Source organism: Enterobacter sp. V89_11 (assembly GCF_029967775.1).
GTDB lineage: Bacteria > Pseudomonadota > Gammaproteobacteria > Enterobacterales > Enterobacteriaceae > Enterobacter > Enterobacter ludwigii.
Window position 1 is genome coordinate 53,380 of record NZ_JASCAN010000005.1, and the last position, 18,242, is coordinate 71,621.

Consider the following 18,242-nt stretch of genomic DNA (forward strand, 5'->3'; position numbering starts at 1 on the left):
AGGGCACGGCGAACCGTGCCCGAAGAGAGATTAGAAGCGGAAGGTCGCGGTGGCGACAACCTGACGTTCAGCACCCCAGTAGCATGCATAATCCTTGTAGCAGCTGGAGACATATTCCCGATCGAACAGGTTATTCACGTTCACCGCCACAGATGACCCCGGCAGACCCAGACGGGCCAGATCGTATTTCACCATCGCATCGGCAAGGGTGTAGCTCGCGACGTTAAACGGCTGATCTTTTTTGTCGCCGCTTGAGTAGTAGCTCACCGTGTTACCGATGTAACGGGTACCGGCACCAATCGTCAGGCCGCTTAAGGCCGTGTCGGTGAAGGTGTAATCTGCCCATAATGACGCCTGATTACGCGGCACTTCCGCCGGACGTTTACCTTCAAAGGTGCTGTCATGGGTGTACTCAGCATCAATAAAGCTGTACGCCGCGGTCACGTTAATATTGGCGTTAACCGCTGCTTTCGCTTCCAGTTCGAAACCACGAGAACGGATCTCACCGGTCTGGATACTGTGAGTATTCGTTGGATCGTTCGGATCCGCCGTCAGGTTTTTATCCTTCGTCAGCTGGAACAGCGACGCGGTGACCACAACCGGCAGGTCTTTCGGCGCGTATTTCACACCCGTTTCATACTGCTTACCGCGGGAAGGGTCGAACGGTGTGCCGTTACGATCGGCGCCCGATACCGGCTCAAACGACTCGCTGTAGCTGAAGTAAGGTGAAATACCGTTATCAAAGAGATAGTTAATCCCCCCGCGCCAGGTGAAAGCCTGGTCGTGGTTTTCAGCCAGCGAATCGGCCGTACCGCGCGTCAGCGTTGAGGCCATCACGTAGTCGTAGCGTCCGCCCAGCGTCAGCACCCACTTATCCCACTCCGCCTGATCCTGAGCATAGAGCCCGGTCTGTTCATTACGGTTAATGACGGAATAGTTAGACCATGGCAGGTTGGTGTTGATGTTCGCGTTGCCGTAATCCGGGTTCTGGATATCAATAGGGTCGGCGGAACCGTACAGCGCATTGATATCATTACGCATACGCGAGTAATCAACGCCCGTCAGCAGCGTGTGGTCTACGGCGCCCGTCGCGAATGTCGACTGCAGCTGAGTATCCACGGTGAACATATTCAGATCTTCATCTGAACGCACGTAAGCGCGGTTAATCTTGCCAGGCTCAGCGTAGCCATTGCCGTAAACAGAGCGGTAGAGCGTATGCACTTTTGCGTAACGCAGATTCTGACGCACGGTGAACGTGTCATCAAACTGATGCGAGAAGCTGTAACCAATCAACTGCTGGCGACGAGCCATCTTATTATCCGCTTCACCTTCGTTGAAATCGGTTGGGATCTTATGCTCATTGCCGTTTGCGTCACGGTATGGCACCACGGTCCCTTCCCGTGGCAACCAGCCGTAGTAGCCCGCTTCCGGATCGTTCTGGAAATTGCTCAGGAAGGTGAAATCGGTTTTGTCATCCGGACGCCAGCTAAAGGAGGGCGCAATCGCATAGCGGGTTGATTTTGACATCTCCTGCTGTGCATTCTGACTACTGCCAAGACCGGTCAGGCGGTACGACCACACGCCATCTTCATCGATTGCATCACTGAAATCGAAGCCCGTTTGCCACAGGTTATTGGTCCCCATTTTAAACTGGACTTCTTTCAGCGGCTCGGTCAGTGGGCGTTTGCTCACCATACTGACGATACCGCCTGGATTGCTGTTGCCGTAGAGCACAGACGTAGGTCCGCGCATCACTTCTACGCGCTCAAGGAAGTACGGATCCATGGAAGCTTCGGAGTAGTTATTCCCCATCAGCTTCATGCCATCGAGATACTGGTTGGTGTTTACCGTCGAAGGCGCGGTAAAACCACGAATTGAGACCACATCATAGGTGGTGGAACTGCCGCGGGTCGCAAACACGCTCGGCGTATAGCCCAGCGCCTCTTTTACGGTCGCTGGCTGGCGGCGTTCCATTTCATCACGCGTTACCACGGAAATAGACTGCGGGGTCTTTTCAATCGCGGTATCGGTTTTGGTCGCCGTTGCCGTGCGTTTTGCTGCGATCGTTGGCGCAGGCCCCCACGGACTTTCCTGGGCGGCAGGCGCGGCAGTGACGGTGATGGTTTCTTCTTTTTTCTGGGTTTCAGCCGCATGTGCATACGTAGACATGCCGGCAACCGCTGTGGCTACGACGACCGCGATTTTTCGCAGCGACGTGTGAATTGGCTGAGCAGTATTGGAAAGCGCCATGTTTATCTCTGATGGAAAAGTGAATGATAACGTAAACGAGAATTATTATTATGACCGCAGAATAATATGCGAAACGCTGGCTGCATAGCAAGCAGTAAGCGGCCCTACGAGAATTAAGGGTTTAAGAAATAAACAAGAGAAAACGAAGGGTTAATCAGAATGAAAACGAGGGTTAAGGAAATGGAAAGTACAGGTAAAAAAATCCCCCCTTTCGGGGGGATGTGAAGCGTTAGTTACCGCCGAACATATCTTTAATCCAGCCCGCGACACCGTCGCTGTCTTTTTTCTCATTCTGCTGCTGCGGCTGTTGTTGCGGCTGCTGCTGAGGCTGAGAAGACTGCTCGAACGGGTTACCCGTCGGTTGCTCTGGCTGGCTTTGCTGGCACAGCGAATCCGGGTTGGTGGTCCAGACAGGCAAGGTACGCATACCGCCGCCACAGACAAAGTTACCGGAACCGTCCACGCCCATATCGACAATATCTTCCGGCGCCACCAGATTCAGCGGTACCGGAGACTGATTCGCCAGATAGCGCTGGTAAATCGACATCGCCCCGCTCGCACCGTACAGTTTGGTTGGCTGGTTGTTATCGCGGCCTACCCAGGTGATCACCACTTCACGGCCATCGATACCGGCGAACCAGGTATCCACGTTGTTGTTGGTGGTCCCGGTTTTACCTGCCAGATGCAGGCCCGGATACTTCGCACCCAGTTGACGTCCGGTCCCCCGCTGCACAACCTGCTGCATCGTCCACAACGTCATATAGGCCGCCTGCGCTGGCACGGCACGTTCCGCTTGCGGGAAGCTCTGATACAACACGGAGCCGTCCTCAGCAATCACTGAACGCAGAGCAGAGAGCGGTGCACGGTTACCCCCGCTGGCAATGGTCTGGAACGCCTGAGCCACTTCGATCGGCGTCAGGTTAAGCGCCCCCAGGATCATCGCCGGAACAGGATGGAGCTGATCTTTCGGCACACCCAGTTTCTGCCAGGTGTCGACAATCGCCGGCAGACCGAGCGCCATACCCAGGTTCACCGTTGGCACGTTCATCGAGCGGGTCAACGCATCCACCAGCATGACCTGGCCGCTGAACTGTTTATCGTCGTTCTGCGGAGACCATACCTGGCCGTTAGGCTGGCGCAGGGAAATCGGCGCATCGGCAATCCAGGTATTCAGGCGATACTGGTTAGGCTGACTCAGGGCGGTAAGATAGGTTGCCGGTTTTGCCAGTGAACCAATCGAACGTCGCGCCTGCATTGCACGGTTGTAGCCTGCGAACTGCGGCTCAGCACCGCCCACCATGGCGCGAACTTCGCCGGTGTTACGGTCAACCACCACCATCGCGGTTTCAAGATCGCTCAGCTTACGCTGTTTCTTCAGCGCCGGGATGCCTTCCACCGCAGCTTTTTCAGCGGCTTCCTGCGCCACGGAATCGAAGGTGGTAAAGATCTTCACGCCGGAGAGATCTTTCACCTTATCACCGAGCTTGCTTTGCAGCTCCTGACGCACCAGTTGCATAAACGCAGGCTGAGGCGAGATCACGCCACCGCGCGGCTGAACGCCGAGTGGACGTGCGCTCAGCATGTCGTACAGCTCCTGGTCAATCACCTGCTGCTGTTGCAGCAGACGCAGCACCAGGTTACGACGTTCCAGCGCCAGTTTCGGGTTACGCCACGGGTTATAAATGGACGCCCCTTTCACCATGCCCACCAGCAGCGCCTGCTGGTCAAGGCTCAGCTCTTCCACCGGACGACCAAAGTAGTACAGACTTGCCAGCGGGAAGCCGCGGATTTCGTTATCCCCGCTCTGACCGAGGTACACCTCGTTCATGTACAGCTCAAGGATACGATCCTTGCTGTAACGCGCATCCATCAGTACGGCCATGTACGCTTCGTTGGCTTTACGCCAGTAAGAGCGTTCACTGGAGAGGAACAGGTTCTTCACCAGCTGCTGGGTCAGCGTACTCGCCCCCTGCACCGTCCGTCCGGCGGTCAGGTTAGCCAGCACCGCACGGCCAATCGAGTAAAGGCTGATGCCATCATGCTCATAGAAGTGACGGTCTTCGGTTGCCAGCAGGGTATCAACCAGCAGGTCCGGGAAGCCGTTACGGGCAACGAACAGACGTTGTTCTCCGTTTGCCGACGAGAGCATGGTGATCAGACGCGGATCGAGACGGAAGAAACCGAACTGACGGTTGTTATCCATGTTCTCGATGGTGTCCAGACGATCGCCGTCAAAGGTCAAACGCGCACGCACCTGGCCCTCTTTGCTGTCCGGGAAATCAAACGGACGGCGGATCATCTCAATGCTTTTCGCCTGCACGGTAAATTCGCCAGGACGCGTCATTTTCGACACCTGACGATACTGGGTGGCTTCCAGCAGTTTCACCATCTCGTTCTTGCTGATGGACATATCTGGCTCAAGGTTCACCATACGGCCATACACCGCCGCAGGCAGTTGCCAGACTTTTCCGTCGATACGGCTACGGATCTTCTGATCCAGATAGACGCCGTAAATCGCCATCAGCACAACAAATACAATGAACAGCTTCAGCAGCAGCCAGAACCAGCCGCGCTTGCCCCGAGGCTTACGCCCTTTGCCTTTCCCTTTACGCGGCATCGGTTCTTCATCCTCATAATCGTCTTCATAGTCATCGTCATAGTCCTCATCTCTGAGGCGACGACGGCTTACCTTTTCTTTCGCCGGACGCGTTGGTTTTCCCTTACGTCCTATTGGCTCGCGGTCATTCCCCGCCATGCTTTTTCTCCGCAACTTTCAGGCGCAAGGGCCCGATTCTCTTTTCTTCCACTGGCCTGTGAAAGAAGAAATCTCTCAAAGTAAACAGCAAGACCTTCCAGACAGGAACGTCTTTAGTATTTTCTCCCGCACCCTGCGGGTGAGGGCATCAAGCCGCACGTTCCCAGCCACACCCGTCACGAATACTTCTTCGTCCGTCGTGTCGGTGCCGTATTTGCCGGATCGTCCGGCCAGACATGTTTGGGATACCGCCCCTTCATCTCTTTTTGCACGTCACGGTAGCTCCCCGCCCAGAATGCCCCCAGGTCGCGGGTAATCTGTAACGGGCGATGGGCTGGCGACAACAGCTCCAGCACCAGAGAGACGCGCCCTTGCGCCACAGAAGGCGTGGTGGCCTCTCCAAACATTTCCTGCATACGTACCGCCAGCGCCGGAGGATTATCCTCGTGATAACGAATGGCAATCCGGCTTCCGGTCGGCACAGTGTAATGCCCTGGCAGTTCACTATCCAGACGTTGACGTAATGACCAGTCCAGTAAATTCTGTAACGCGACCTTAACATCAAGCGCTTTTAGCGCACGCAGCGAGTGTACACCGTGCATTTGCGGCAGCAGCCAGCGTTCAAGCGAGCCCAGCAATGTCTCATCATCGACCGCGGGCCAGTCATACTCCGGTAGCCAGCGCGCGGCACAGTGAAGACGAATACGGTACTGTTCCGCCTCTGGCGTCCAGTTCAGCACCCCTAACCCTTTGTCCCGGATGCCGTTCAGCATGGCCAGATGCAGCACCTCTTCCGACGGTTTTGCCAGCGGCGTGGTGCCGAGGATCAGTTTACCTGTCTGGCTGCGACGAAACGCCTTCAGCGTGCCCTGAGCCTCATCCCATTCCACGGTATCGGATTGCTGGACCAACTGCGGACAGGCACGCGTCAGGGCATCTATATCCACCGCGATAGCCTGTAAAATACGCGCGTCCGGGGAGTGGCTACCCTGTAACAGTAACGGCGCAATCAGCCATTCGTGACGCGTCATGGCGTCATCGCTGTCCAGCATCGCACCCATGCCATTGGCCAGTTGATATCGCCCGTCCAGACCGCGACGACGCGCGATCCTGTCGGGAAACGCCTGCGCTAACAGAGGCGCGATAGCCGCGCTGTCTGGCGACCCGGCTTTGCCGTTAAGTCGCCGGCAAAGCTGCTGCGCCCGCTGCTGCCAGTTCCCCTGATTGCGGGAAAAGGCCTGCGCCAGATCGCTGCTGCCACCGCGCGGTGGCTCCTCAAGAATAGCCGCCAGTTTCGCCGCCGTAGCAATTTCATCCTCCCCCTGCGCGGCCACCAGCATCGCCGCCAGGCGAGGGTCATTGCCCAACGCGGCCATTTTTTGCCCGCGGGATGACAATCGCTCACCATCAAGCGCCCCCAGGCGGTTCAGTAAGATCCGGGCAGCAGCAAGGTTCGCGGCGGGTGGAGGATTAAGCCAGGTCAGCTGTGCCGGATCCGGGCATCCCCACTGCAGAAGATCCATCACCAGCCCCGCCAGATCGCTGTGTAAAATTTCCGGCGTGCTTTGCTGTGCAGCGCGCTCAGCCTGCTCCGCGCTGGTCAAATGCAGGCAGATACCGGGCTCAAGACGTCCCGCACGGCCTGCTCGCTGAACCATTGACGCCTGGCTTATGCGCTGCGTCAGCAGTTTAGTCAGCCCGGTGCGCGCGTCAAAGCTCGCCACCCTCTCCTGCGCACTGTCCACCACCAGGCGAATGCCTTCTATGGTTAAACTGGTTTCGGCAATATTGGTTGCCAGCACCACTTTACGCTGCCCCGCGGGTGCGGGCAGGATTGCTTTACGTTGATCCGCCAGCGACAGCGCGCCGTAGAGCGGGCAAAGCAGCACGTCACTTCCCACCCGTAAAGCCAGTTGCTCCTGCACGCGCTGGATCTCGCCTACGCCTGGCAAAAACAGCAATAGCGATCCCGATTCCTGGCGGAGCAATTCGGCGGTTGCGATGGCTACCGCGTCGTCAAAACGCTGATGGGCAGGCAACGGTTGATAGCGACGCTCAACGGGAAATGCTCTGCCTTCGGAGGCGATAACCGGCGCGTCGGGCAACGTCTGCTGCAGTCGCTCGTTATCCAGCGTAGCGGACATGATAAGCAACCGGAGGTCGTCGCGTAGCCCTTGCTGAACATCAAGTAACAGCGCCAGTGCCAGATCTGCCTGCAGGCTACGCTCGTGGAATTCATCCAGAATCACCAATCCGACGCCGTTTAACTCCGGATCGTTTTGCAGCATGCGGGTCAGGATCCCTTCTGTCACCACCTCAAGGCGCGTGGACGGGCCAACGCAGGTTTCGGCGCGCATACGGTAACCCACCGTCTCGCCCGGCTTTTCACCAAGCAGTTCCGCCAGGCGCTGCGCCACGTTCCGTGCGGCCAGCCTGCGCGGCTCCAGCAGGATAATTTTCCCGCGGACAGTGCCCTCTTTGAGGATCTGCAGCGGCAGCCAGGTAGATTTACCTGCGCCCGTCGGGGCGTTAAGTAAAACCTGCGGGGCATGGTGTAAGGCAGCAAGAAGCTCAGGAAGGACGACGGCGACCGGCAATGAGGACACTAACAACTCCAGAGGGTTAACATTAGTCGGCGTACATTGTAGCATCGGCGCATACCATTACCGAGTCCCCTGTATGTCTGAGTCGAAACGGCTGTTTTTTGCCATAGAATTGCCCTCCACGCTGCAGCGAAAAATCGTTCGCTGGCGAGCCAGCCATTTTCCCCAGGACGCAGGCCGTCCGATCGCGGCGGCAAACCTGCACCTGACGCTGGCCTTTCTGGGCGATGTCAGCGCCGAAAAACAGCGCGCGCTGGCAGCAATGGCTGGCCGCATTTCTCAGCCAGCGTTTACGCTGCACCTCGACGACGCGGGCCAGTGGTTGCGCTCACGCGTGGTCTGGCTGGGCACGCGCCAGCCGCCCCGCGGACTTTTACAGCTTGCCAGTATGTTGCGCGCCCAGGCGGCTCGCAGCGGGTGTTACCAGAGTCCGCAGCCGTTTCATCCGCATATCACCCTGCTGCGCGATGCCGGTCAGGCCGTTGCCATTCCGCCACCCGGCTTTCACTGGGACGTTGAGGTCAATACCTTCGCGCTTTACGAATCGGTCTTTACCCAAGGACGCACCCGTTACACGCCGCTACAGCGCTGGTCGCTGGGCGATACCCTAAGGAATTCTGATGAAGTTTAGTCCTGCCCTGCAGCACGCCACGCTGGTTCAACGCTACAAACGCTTTCTCGCTGACGTGATCACCCCCGAAGGTGAACAGCTCACGCTGCACTGCCCGAACACCGGTGCCATGACCGGCTGTGCGACGCCGGGTGACACGGTCTGGTATTCCACTTCAGAAAATACTAAACGCAAATATGCCCATACCTGGGAAATGACCGAGACGCAAAACGGGGCATTTATTTGCGTGAATACCCTGCGCGCCAATCAATTAGTTAAGGAAGCATTGACCCTTGGCACCCTGCCCGAACTGGTGGGATATGGCACGCATAAAAGTGAAGTTAAATATGGCGATGAAAGCAGCAGAATTGACTTCATGTTACAGGCGGAAGACCGGCCCGAGTGCTATATTGAAGTAAAATCAGTGACGTTAGCGGAACAGGAAAACGGCTACTTCCCGGATGCGGTCACGCTACGGGGGCAGAAGCATCTGCGGGAGCTGATGAGTGTTGCGGCGGCGGGCAAACGCGCCGTATTGCTGTTTGCGGTTTTACATTCAGCCATTGAACGATTTTCTCCAGCCCGCCATATTGATCTCAAATACGCGCAATTGTTGAATGAGGCACAAAAGCAGGGGGTGGAGGTTTTGGCTTATAAAGCGGAACTTTCTGCCGATAATATGACTCTGAGATCCTCTCTTCCCATTGTCTTATAAGGGATTAGACGATTGACTATTAAGTGTTCTGGCCGCGTGCGCAAATACGCTTTTCCTCACAGGCTTGTCAAGTGTTACGTTTAGATAATTGCCATACGGAAAAGCATCTGCTATTTATAGCGACCTGATTTTTCCCCCAACACGGGGATCGATAGTGCGTGTTAAGGAGAAGCAACATGCAAGAAGGGCAAAACCGTAAAACATCGTCCCTGAGTATTCTCGCCATCGCTGGGGTGGAGCCGTATCAAGAGAAGCCGGGCGAAGAGTATATGAACGAAGCCCAGCTGTCGCACTTCAAGCGTATTCTTGAAGCATGGCGTAATCAACTCAGGGATGAAGTCGATCGCACCGTTACTCATATGCAGGATGAAGCTGCTAACTTCCCGGACCCGGTAGACCGTGCCGCTCAGGAAGAAGAGTTCAGCCTCGAACTGCGTAACCGTGACCGCGAACGCAAACTGATCAAAAAGATCGAAAAAACGCTGAAAAAAGTCGAAGACGAAGATTTTGGCTACTGCGAATCCTGCGGTGTTGAAATCGGAATTCGTCGCCTGGAAGCGCGTCCAACCGCCGATCTGTGCATCGACTGTAAAACGCTGGCAGAAATCCGCGAAAAACAGATGGCCGGTTAATACCAGCGCTGTTTACACACTCTAAAGGCGGGAGTTTCTCCCGCCTTGTTACTGTTGATATGTCTGAATCACACTATATTGGGCGCTTCGCGCCATCCCCTTCTGGTGAATTACACTTCGGCTCATTAATTGCCGCCCTCGGCAGCTACCTGCAGGCTCGCGCCCGTCACGGTAAATGGCTGGTCCGCATTGAAGATATTGATCCTCCGCGTGAAGTTCCCGGTGCAGCAGATACCATTCTGCGTCAGCTGGAACATTACGGTCTTCACTGGGACGGTGACATCCTCTGGCAGTCAAGGCGACATGATGCCTACCGGGAACGCCTGGCGTGGCTCCACGCACAAGGGCTCTCCTACTACTGCACCTGCACCCGCGCGCGTATTCAGAGCGTGGGTGGCGTCTATGACGGCCACTGCCGCACGCGCAATAACGGCCCAGAACTGGCCGCCGTGCGTATAAAGCAGCATGCCCCGGTGACGCACTTTACTGATTTACTCTCCGGCGAAATCCATGCGGATGAACGTCTTGCACGCGAAGATTTTATTATCCACCGCCGTGACGGCTTGTTCGCCTATAACCTGGCGGTTGTGGTTGATGACCATTTCCAGGGCGTGACGGAAATTGTGCGCGGGGCTGACCTGGTGGAACCTACCGTGCGACAAATATCGCTCTATCACCAGTTTGGCTGGAACGCGCCGGATTACATTCATCTGCCGCTGGCGGTCAATGAACAGGGCTTTAAACTGTCAAAACAAAATCATGCGCCCGCCCTGCCAGACGGCGATCCGCGCCCTGTTTTGATCGACGCGCTGCGATTTCTCAACCAGAATGTAACCAACGAATGGCAGGATTTGCGAATTGACGAACTGCTGAAAATGGCGATCGCCAACTGGACGCTGACGACCGTGCCAAAAATCCAGCATTCTCAAATGCGTTGCGCTGAGCTATGATTAGCCGCTTTTTTCATAACAAAACACACTACGAGGTGTACTATTTTTACCCGAGTCGCTAATTTTTGCCGTAAAGTGCTAAGCCGCGAAGAGAGCATGGCGAACGACGCTATTGTGCAAAACCGCATGTCGGTTATTCCACGTGAGCAGCACAATATTTCCCGCAAAGATATCAGTGAAAATGCCCTCAAGGTGCTCTATCGTCTGAATAAAGCAGGCTACGAGGCCTATCTCGTTGGCGGTGGGGTGCGTGATTTACTGCTGGGCAAAAAACCAAAAGATTTCGACGTGACGACCAGCGCCACGCCAGAGCAGGTGCGCAAATTATTCCGTAACTGCCGCCTTGTTGGCCGTCGTTTTCGTCTTGCTCACGTCATGTTTGGGCCGGAAATTATTGAAGTGGCGACCTTCCGCGGTCACCACGAAGCGGGCGAATCCGATCGCACCACCTCCCAGCGCGGCCAGAACGGCATGCTGCTGCGGGACAATATCTTCGGCTCTATCGAAGAAGATGCCCAGCGTCGCGATTTCACGATCAACAGCCTTTACTACAGCGTGGCAGATTTCACCGTCCGTGATTACGTCGGCGGCATGCAGGACCTGAAAGACGGTCTGATTCGCCTGATCGGCACGCCGGAAACGCGTTATCGTGAAGACCCGGTGCGTATGCTGCGCGCCGTACGTTTCGCCGCCAAACTGTCAATGCGCATCAGCCCGGAAACCGCAGAGCCGATACCGCGTCTGGCGACGCTGATTAACGACGTGCCGCCAGCCCGTCTGTTTGAAGAGGCGCTGAAGCTGCTGCAGGCCGGTTACGGCTACGAAACCTACAAGCTGCTACGCGAATACAGCCTTTTCCAGCCCCTGTTCCCGACCATTACGCGCTGCTTTACCGAAAACGGTGACAGCCCAATGGAACGCATGATTGCGCAGGTGCTGAAGAATACCGATACCCGCATTCACAACGATATGCGTGTGAACCCGGCGTTCCTGTTTGCCGCGATGTTCTGGTATCCGCTGCTGGAAGCAGCGCAGAGAATTGCGCAGGAAAGCGGTCTGGCCTACTACGATGCGTTTGCGCTGGCCGCAAATGACGTGCTGGATGAAGCCTGCCGCACGCTCGCCATTCCAAAACGTATTACGACGCTGGTGCGTGATATCTGGCAGCTTCAGCTGCGCATGTCTCGTCGTCAGGGTAAACGCGCCTGGAAGCTGATGGAGCATCCTAAATTCCGCGCTGCGTTCGATTTACTGTCGCTGCGTGCTGAAATTGAACGGAACCAGGAACTGCAGCGTCTGGCGCAGTGGTGGGGCGAATTCCAGGTTTCAGCACCGCCAGAGCAGAAAGATATGCTCGTCGACCTCGATGACGAACCGACGCCGCGTCGTCGCCACCGTCGTCCGCGCAAACGTGCGCCGCGCCGTGAAGGTACGGCATGACCCTGGCGTACATTGCCATCGGCAGCAATCTGGCCTCTCCGCTGGAGCAGGTTAATGCTGCCGTTCAGGCGCTGGGTGAAATCCCACAAAGCCGTATTGTGGCGGTCTCTTCTTTCTACCGGACACCGCCGCTGGGGCCACAGGATCAGCCTGATTACCTGAATGCCGCGGTGGTGCTGGACACTGCGCTGGATGCCGACACGCTGCTGGATAATACTCAGCGAATCGAACTGCAGCAGGGCCGCGTACGCAAAGCCGAACGCTGGGGGCCGCGCACCCTCGATCTGGACATTATGCTGTTTGGCCATGAGGTGATTAACACCCCCCGTCTCACCGTTCCGCACTACGACATGAAAAATCGCGGCTTTATGCTCTGGCCGCTGTTCGACGTTGCCCCTGACCTCACCTTCCCTGACGGCCTCTCGCTGAAGGCAGTGCTGGATAGCCTCGACGCAGAAAAACCAGCCCGCTGGTGATCCGCATTTTTACCGGTTAACCCTCACGGAATTGTGGTTAATCGGTTGCCTAAAATCATTGTTCCCTCAAATGTTACTGTTAGAATGCGCAAAGATTCGCTTTTGGGCTATCAGGAAACAGTATGAAACCAACCACCATCTCCTTACTGCAGAAATGCAAACAGGAAAAGAGACGCTTCGCCACCATTACTGCGTATGACTACAGCTTCGCTAAGCTTTTTGCCGAAGAGGGTATCACTGTCATGCTGGTCGGAGATTCGTTAGGGATGACGGTACAAGGCCATGATTCCACCCTGCCGGTGACGGTCGAAGATATTGCCTACCATACCCGTGCCGTGCGCCGCGGAGCACCTGCCTGTCTGCTGCTTTCCGATCTGCCTTTTATGGCCTACGCGACGCCAGAGCAAGCGTTCGAGAATGCGGCAACCGTCATGCGTGCCGGGGCCAATATGGTCAAAATCGAAGGCGGAGCCTGGCTTGCAGAGACCGTGAAAATGCTCACCGAACGTGCCGTGCCGGTCTGCGGCCACCTGGGTCTGACGCCGCAATCCGTCAATATTTTTGGCGGCTATAAGGTGCAGGGCCGCGGTGATGCAGCACAGACACTGTTTGAGGATGCCCTGGCGCTGGAAGCCGCTGGCGCACAGCTGCTGGTGCTGGAGTGTGTGCCGGTTGAACTGGCAAAACGCATCACCGAGGCGCTGTCGATTCCGGTGATTGGTATTGGCGCAGGCAACGTTACCGACGGTCAGATTTTAGTGATGCACGACGCTTTTGGTATTACCGGCGGTCATATCCCTAAATTCGCCAAAAATTTCCTGGCAGAAGCAGGCGACATGCGTGCTGCTGTGCGGCAGTATATTGCCGACGTTGAATCCGGTGTTTACCCGGGTGAAGAACACAGTTTCCATTAAGGAGTCTTGTTGTGCTAATCATTGAAACCCTGCCGCTGCTTCGCCAGCATATCCGTCGTGCACGTCAGGAAGGTAAACGTATCGCACTGGTTCCCACGATGGGTAACCTGCATGACGGCCATATGAAGCTTGTCGATGAAGCCAGAGCGCGTGCAGATATCGTGGTGGTCAGTATCTTCGTGAACCCCATGCAGTTTGACCGTGCCGACGACCTGGCGCGCTATCCGCGCACCCTGCAGGAAGATTGCGAAAAACTCAAAAAACGCCACGCCGACATTGTCTTCTCTCCGGCACCTGCAGACGTCTACCCGCAGGGGACCGAGGACGCGACCTACGTGGACGTGCCGGGCATTTCAACCATGCTGGAAGGCGCCAGCCGTCCGGGCCATTTCCGCGGCGTTTCAACCATCGTCAGCAAGCTGTTTAACCTGGTGCAGCCCGACGTTGCCTGCTTCGGTGAGAAGGACTTCCAGCAGCTGGCGTTGATCCGTAAGATGGTCGCCGACATGGGTTATGATATTGAGATCGTGGGCGTGCCGATTGTGCGTGCCAAAGACGGTCTGGCACTCAGTTCCCGTAACGGGTACCTTACCGCGGATGAGCGTAAAATCGCGCCGGGATTGAGCAAGGTCATGAATACCATGGCGGAACAGCTTATGGCTAAAGAGCTGAGCGCAGAAGAGATCGTTGCCCTCGCCGAACAGGCGCTGAACGACAAAGGCTTCCGCGCTGACGATATCCAAATCCGTGATGCCGATACGCTGCTTGAGCTGACCGATACCAGCAAGCGCGCGGTGCTTCTGATGGCTGCATGGCTCGGTCAGGCACGCCTTATCGACAATAAAGTGGTTGAGCTGGCATAACTCTCTACCTCCCCTCGTTCGCGGGGGGTTAACGCATGATGATTAAAGGTAAACGTAATGATTCGCAAAATGCTGCAAGGTAAGCTTCACCGTGTGAAAGTCACTCAGGCCGACCTGCACTATGAAGGCTCCTGCGCCATTGATCAGGATTTTCTTGATGCAGCGGGCATCCTTGAAAACGAAGCCATTGATATCTGGAACGTGAATAACGGTAAGCGCTTCTCTACCTATGCGATCGCGGCGGAACGCGGCTCCAGAATTATCTCCGTGAATGGCGCTGCCGCACACTGTGCTGACGTCGGTGATATCGTTATCATCGCCAGCTTCGTGATGATGTCTGACGAAGAAGCCCGTCGCTGGCAGCCAAAAGTGGCGTACTTCGAAGGCGACAACGAAATGAAACGCACTGCGAAAGCCATTCCGGTCCAGGTTGCCTGATATCCTGAAGGCTGTGAACCGTTCACAGCCTTCTCTCACCTCACCCCTGCGGCTGATTACTGATAAGCCGCGACATCGTCTCCAGCGAATCCGTCCTTAAAATATACAGTCGCTTAAGCAGGAACGGATTGTCCCCGGGCTTCACTTTGCCTTTTACCGTTGTCACCGCCAGGTGGAACCCTGCGTCATTCGCTGCTTTTACCGCTTTGTCGTCATAGGCGCCAAACGGATAAGAGAGATAGAGCACGTGCGGGTTAAATTGCGCCAGCGCCCGGCGTGAACGCGCGAAATCGAACAAAATCACGTGATGGCTACGGCTCAGTAAGATCGGGTGTTTATTGCCGTCCACCCGATGCAAGAAGTGGGTATGAGACTGGATATCAAACACATCCTGGATCTGCTCAAGCTCAGAGACACTCATAAACTGCAGGTATTTCGGCGCCCACTTCTGCGGATGACGTTTTATACGCGACGAGATGATAAACGCCGTCGCCTTGAATCCATACGCTTTGAGGACGGGATACGCATAGCGGCTCACCGACTTCAGCCCGTCATCAAAGGTGATCACCACAGACTTCGCCGGCAGGTTCATTTTGTTACGCACATACCCTTCAAGCTGAGCCATCGTCAGCGTGGTATAGCCCTGATCGCGAAGCCAGGTCATCTGGTTGCTGAACGCACGCACGCTGGTGGTCGTGGAGGTATGCCGGAAACGGGTGTTCTCCTCATCACGAAGGATATGGTGATAGGTCAGAACCGGGATGCCGTTATCTTCCTGCGCATCCAGGCTGCTGATCCACGCCAGACGATTGCCGATACGGATCTGATACCAGGTCTGGTTCAGACGGTCTTTAAGTTTATTCAGAATGGGGTAGCGAAGGTTAGCGCTCATCGTGCCGAAAGGGGCGCTTCCGCTGCTGGGGGCGTTAAAGACAGGCGTGTCTTTCCAGGTTATCAGGTTCTGGTTACTCAGCGGTTTATTCAAATCACCAAGACTGTCTTCCACGCGCTGTTTGCCCTGCACGTCTTCCAGGTGCTCTTTATCAATAAAGCCCGTGCCGAAGCCAAAACGAAACTCGTAGTAATCAGCGGATGTGGGGACAACGGCCAGGATTTGCCCGGCACGGATATTGCCGACATTGACCACATTGTTACCTACTTGCGCCCAGATAGCCGCATCTTCGGTGGTTTGCATATATCGGGCGGGAAGCCCTTGCTGAGCGATCAGGCTGGCAGATGCGCCGCCGGAAACCAGCAGCAACAGAAGGAACACAACGCGCATGAACATGGAATATTAATCGACACGGAAAATCAGCCACCATTGTAACAAAAGCAGCATCAATACCAATGTTTAATTCTTATACAAATCATGGAGCAAGACAAAGGGAGGATTTTTTTGCTGCTGATGCCACAGGCTGCTGACGCCGGCCACTTTTTTGTCGACGATTGCATGACGGAATTCAGCGCTGCTTAAGGTTTCCCGGAAGGGATACATGGATTCCAGCAGCAAAGAGTTAATGCCTGATATCACTTCACAGTTGTCGTGCTTGTGGCTCAACAATGCCGCAGAGCGATAAGGTGCCGCGCCGGATTTATCGGTCAGGAAGATGACGCCGTCACCGGTGTCGGTTTCATGCAGGGCATCGCACATCATTCGGCTGAGCATGTTGGTGCTCAATCCACGCCAGTAGTTAACCGCACGGCATTGCGCCAGCGGACCAAATCTGGCCTCCAGTTTATCCAGCATATCCTGCGCCTGTTCATCATGGCAGGCGATCACCCATCCCAGCATCACTCTCTCCTTAGCAGGCAAGTAGTTTAGCGGAGTGAAGGTTAGCGTACGGTGATAACAATCAAAGAAAAGCGCCCGGCAAACAGAATGTCGCCGGGCGGAAGATTAGCTGCGCAGACCGCGTCCACGCTGAATCAGAGACCAGCACAGCAGGTAGAAAGCGATAATAAACACCACCAGCACCGCAACCGTGGTAATCAGTGGCACATCCGTAATGCCGAGGAAACCAAAGCGGAAGCCGCTGATCATATAAACAATCGGGTTCAGGTGTGACAGCGCCTGCCAGAACGGCGGCAGCAGCGTCAGGGAGTAGAACACCCCGCCAAGATAGGTCAGTGGCGTCAGCACAAAGGTCGGGATCAGGCTGATATCATCGAACGTTTTAGCAAACACCGCGTTCAGCAGACCGGCCAGCGAGAACAAGATGGCCGTCAACAGTAACGTGAGCGCCACGAACAGCCATGAATGCACCTGGAACGGCACAAAGAACAGGGAGATCGCCGTCACCAGAATCCCCACGCAGAGACCGCGCGCCACGCCGCCGCCCACATAACCCGCAATGATCACATGCGTTGGTACCGGCGCGACCAGCAGCTCTTCAATGTTACGCTGGAACTTGGCGCTAAAGAATGATGATGCCACGTTAGCATAGGCGTTGGTGATCACCGCCATCATGATCAGGCCCGGCACAATAAACTGCATATAGGTAAAGCCGTGCATTTCACCAATGCGGGAACCGATGAGGTTACCGAAGATGATGAAGTAGAGCGTCATGGTGATCACCGGCGGTACCAGAGTTTGCACCCAGATACGCATAAAGCGGTTAATCTCTTTCGCCCAGATGCTTTTCAGCGCGACCCAGTAAAGATGCGTCATGCCTTGTCTCCTTGTTTATCCTGCACCAGAGAGACAAACAGCTCTTCCAGTCGGTTCGCTTTGTTACGCATACTTAATACCTGAACACCCTGCGCGCTCAGCTGTGAGAACACGCTGTTGATGCCCTGCTCGCGCAGCACTTCCACTTCCAGCGTTGAGGTATCCACCAGACGATAGTTATAACCTTCCAGCGTCGGCAGCGGGCTTTTCGCCGCCAGGTCGAGAATGAAGGTTTCGGATTTCAGCTTGGCGAGCAGGCTCTTCATCGAGGTGTTTTCCACCAGCTCACCGTTCTGAATGATGCCGATATTGCGACACAGCATCTCCGCCTCTTCGAGGTAGTGCGTGGTCAAAATAATGGTCGTGCCTTTGTCGTTGAGGTCCTTCAGGAAGCCCCACATTGAACGACGCAGTTCGATATCCACGCCCGCGGTGGGCTCATCAAGGATCAGCAGCTTTGGCTCATGCATCAGCGCACGGGCAATCATCAGACGGCGCTTCATCCCACCAGACAACATGCGCGCACGTTCATTGCGTTTTTCCCACAGATCGAGCTGTTTGAGGTACTTTTCGCTGCGCTCCACCGCTTCTTTGCGCTCAACACCGTAGTAACCCGCCTGATTAACCACGATTTGCTGCACTGTCTCAAACGGGTTGAAGTTGAACTCCTGCGGTACCAGTCCGAGCTGGCGCTTGGCATTCACCACATCTTTTTGCAGGTCGTAACCAAACACGCTCACCCGGCCGGACGTTTTGTTGACCAGCGAACTGATAATGCCAATGGTGGTGGATTTCCCTGCCCCATTCGGCCCCAGAAGCGCGTAGAAATCCCCCGCTTCCACTTTGAGATCTATCCCACGCAGCGCCTGAACGCCGCCTGGATAGGTTTTTTTGAGCTGCTCAAGCTCCAGTGCAATCGCCATGAATT

The 18,242-nt window shown here is 55.7% G+C and carries 16 protein-coding genes; 9 read left to right on the forward strand and 7 right to left on the reverse strand.

From position 1 onward, the window contains the following. Positions 1–30: 30 nt before the first annotated feature. The 3 genes from fhuA to hrpB form a co-directional block, all read right to left on the reverse strand. Positions 31–2,250: a ferrichrome porin FhuA gene (gene fhuA / locus QLG09_RS05105; protein WP_049023083.1), complete on the reverse strand. Its 2,220-nt coding sequence runs from the start codon at positions 2,248–2,250 to the stop codon at positions 31–33. Between the two features lie 229 nt (positions 2,251–2,479). Next, positions 2,480–5,005, reverse strand: coding sequence for a bifunctional glycosyl transferase/transpeptidase (gene mrcB / locus QLG09_RS05110; RefSeq protein ID WP_025205202.1), 2,526 nt, complete (start codon positions 5,003–5,005; stop codon positions 2,480–2,482). A gap of 176 nt (positions 5,006–5,181) precedes the next feature. Beyond that, positions 5,182–7,611, reverse strand: coding sequence for an ATP-dependent helicase HrpB (gene hrpB, locus QLG09_RS05115; protein WP_049023082.1), 2,430 nt, complete (start codon positions 7,609–7,611; stop codon positions 5,182–5,184). A 73-nt stretch (positions 7,612–7,684) separates the two neighbouring features. Between hrpB and thpR the strand changes: the two genes are divergently transcribed. The 9 genes from thpR (at position 7,685) to panD (ending at position 14,646) form a co-directional block, all read left to right on the forward strand. Beyond that, positions 7,685–8,239, forward strand: coding sequence for an RNA 2',3'-cyclic phosphodiesterase (gene thpR, locus QLG09_RS05120; protein WP_014168680.1), 555 nt, complete (start codon positions 7,685–7,687; stop codon positions 8,237–8,239). Next, a complete protein-coding gene (gene sfsA, locus QLG09_RS05125; protein WP_014168679.1) occupies positions 8,229–8,933 on the forward strand; it encodes a DNA/RNA nuclease SfsA in 705 nt (234 codons plus the stop codon). The genes thpR and sfsA overlap by 11 nt, the downstream gene beginning before the upstream one ends. A gap of 176 nt (positions 8,934–9,109) precedes the next feature. Beyond that, positions 9,110–9,565, forward strand: coding sequence for an RNA polymerase-binding protein DksA (gene dksA, locus QLG09_RS05130; RefSeq protein ID WP_001155232.1), 456 nt, complete (start codon positions 9,110–9,112; stop codon positions 9,563–9,565). A 59-nt stretch (positions 9,566–9,624) separates the two neighbouring features. Further along, positions 9,625–10,515: a tRNA glutamyl-Q(34) synthetase GluQRS gene (gene gluQRS / locus QLG09_RS05135; RefSeq protein WP_049023080.1), complete on the forward strand. Its 891-nt coding sequence runs from the start codon at positions 9,625–9,627 to the stop codon at positions 10,513–10,515. 42 nt (positions 10,516–10,557) lie between these two features. Beyond that, positions 10,558–11,955 (forward strand): polynucleotide adenylyltransferase PcnB, encoded by a 1,398-nt coding sequence (gene pcnB, locus QLG09_RS05140; protein ID WP_074164831.1) that lies wholly within the window; start codon positions 10,558–10,560, stop codon positions 11,953–11,955. Further along, positions 11,952–12,431 (forward strand): 2-amino-4-hydroxy-6-hydroxymethyldihydropteridine diphosphokinase, encoded by a 480-nt coding sequence (gene folK, locus QLG09_RS05145; RefSeq protein ID WP_032679634.1) that lies wholly within the window; start codon positions 11,952–11,954, stop codon positions 12,429–12,431. The genes pcnB and folK overlap by 4 nt, the downstream gene beginning before the upstream one ends. Before the next feature lie 122 nt (positions 12,432–12,553). Continuing rightward, a complete protein-coding gene (panB, locus tag QLG09_RS05150) occupies positions 12,554–13,345 on the forward strand; it encodes a 3-methyl-2-oxobutanoate hydroxymethyltransferase (protein ID WP_014168674.1) in 792 nt (263 codons plus the stop codon). 11 nt (positions 13,346–13,356) lie between these two features. Continuing rightward, on the forward strand, positions 13,357–14,208 hold the full coding sequence (gene panC, locus QLG09_RS05155) for a pantoate--beta-alanine ligase (protein ID WP_282488761.1): 852 nt from the start codon (positions 13,357–13,359) through the stop codon (positions 14,206–14,208). A gap of 57 nt (positions 14,209–14,265) precedes the next feature. Then, positions 14,266–14,646 (forward strand): aspartate 1-decarboxylase, encoded by a 381-nt coding sequence (gene panD / locus QLG09_RS05160; RefSeq protein WP_014168672.1) that lies wholly within the window; start codon positions 14,266–14,268, stop codon positions 14,644–14,646. A 40-nt stretch (positions 14,647–14,686) separates the two neighbouring features. Here the strand turns inward: panD and QLG09_RS05165 are convergent, their stop codons facing one another. From QLG09_RS05165 to QLG09_RS05180, 4 genes are all read right to left on the reverse strand, one after another. Continuing rightward, on the reverse strand, positions 14,687–15,934 hold the full coding sequence (locus QLG09_RS05165; protein ID WP_014168671.1) for a polysaccharide deacetylase family protein: 1,248 nt from the start codon (positions 15,932–15,934) through the stop codon (positions 14,687–14,689). Positions 15,935–15,997: 63 nt separating this feature from the next. After that, on the reverse strand, positions 15,998–16,438 hold the full coding sequence (locus QLG09_RS05170) for a PTS sugar transporter subunit IIA (protein WP_020882597.1): 441 nt from the start codon (positions 16,436–16,438) through the stop codon (positions 15,998–16,000). A gap of 105 nt (positions 16,439–16,543) precedes the next feature. Further along, the gene (locus QLG09_RS05175) at positions 16,544–17,314 is read right to left on the reverse strand and encodes an ABC transporter permease (RefSeq protein WP_014168669.1); all 771 of its coding nucleotides are present in this window, start codon (positions 17,312–17,314) and stop codon (positions 16,544–16,546) included. Continuing rightward, positions 17,311–18,237, reverse strand: coding sequence for an ABC transporter ATP-binding protein (locus tag QLG09_RS05180; RefSeq protein ID WP_014168668.1), 927 nt, complete (start codon positions 18,235–18,237; stop codon positions 17,311–17,313). Before QLG09_RS05180 ends, QLG09_RS05175 begins: the two co-directional genes overlap by 4 nt. Positions 18,238–18,242 lie beyond the last annotated feature (5 nt).

Coding starts and splice junctions, on each gene's coding strand:
- panB (WP_014168674.1), top strand. CDS start 12,554: ATGAAACCAACCACCATCTCCTTACTGCAGAAATGCAAACAGGAAAAG.
- QLG09_RS05170 (WP_020882597.1), bottom strand. CDS start 16,438: ATGCTGGGATGGGTGATCGCCTGCCATGATGAACAGGCGCAGGATATG.
- dksA (WP_001155232.1), top strand. CDS start 9,110: ATGCAAGAAGGGCAAAACCGTAAAACATCGTCCCTGAGTATTCTCGCC.
- QLG09_RS05180 (WP_014168668.1), bottom strand. CDS start 18,237: ATGGCGATTGCACTGGAGCTTGAGCAGCTCAAAAAAACCTATCCAGGC.
- folK (WP_032679634.1), top strand. CDS start 11,952: ATGACCCTGGCGTACATTGCCATCGGCAGCAATCTGGCCTCTCCGCTG.
- thpR (WP_014168680.1), top strand. CDS start 7,685: ATGTCTGAGTCGAAACGGCTGTTTTTTGCCATAGAATTGCCCTCCACG.
- sfsA (WP_014168679.1), top strand. CDS start 8,229: ATGAAGTTTAGTCCTGCCCTGCAGCACGCCACGCTGGTTCAACGCTAC.
- fhuA (WP_049023083.1), bottom strand. CDS start 2,250: ATGGCGCTTTCCAATACTGCTCAGCCAATTCACACGTCGCTGCGAAAA.
- QLG09_RS05175 (WP_014168669.1), bottom strand. CDS start 17,314: ATGACGCATCTTTACTGGGTCGCGCTGAAAAGCATCTGGGCGAAAGAG.
- gluQRS (WP_049023080.1), top strand. CDS start 9,625: ATGTCTGAATCACACTATATTGGGCGCTTCGCGCCATCCCCTTCTGGT.
- QLG09_RS05165 (WP_014168671.1), bottom strand. CDS start 15,934: ATGTTCATGCGCGTTGTGTTCCTTCTGTTGCTGCTGGTTTCCGGCGGC.
- mrcB (WP_025205202.1), bottom strand. CDS start 5,005: ATGGCGGGGAATGACCGCGAGCCAATAGGACGTAAGGGAAAACCAACG.
- panD (WP_014168672.1), top strand. CDS start 14,266: ATGATTCGCAAAATGCTGCAAGGTAAGCTTCACCGTGTGAAAGTCACT.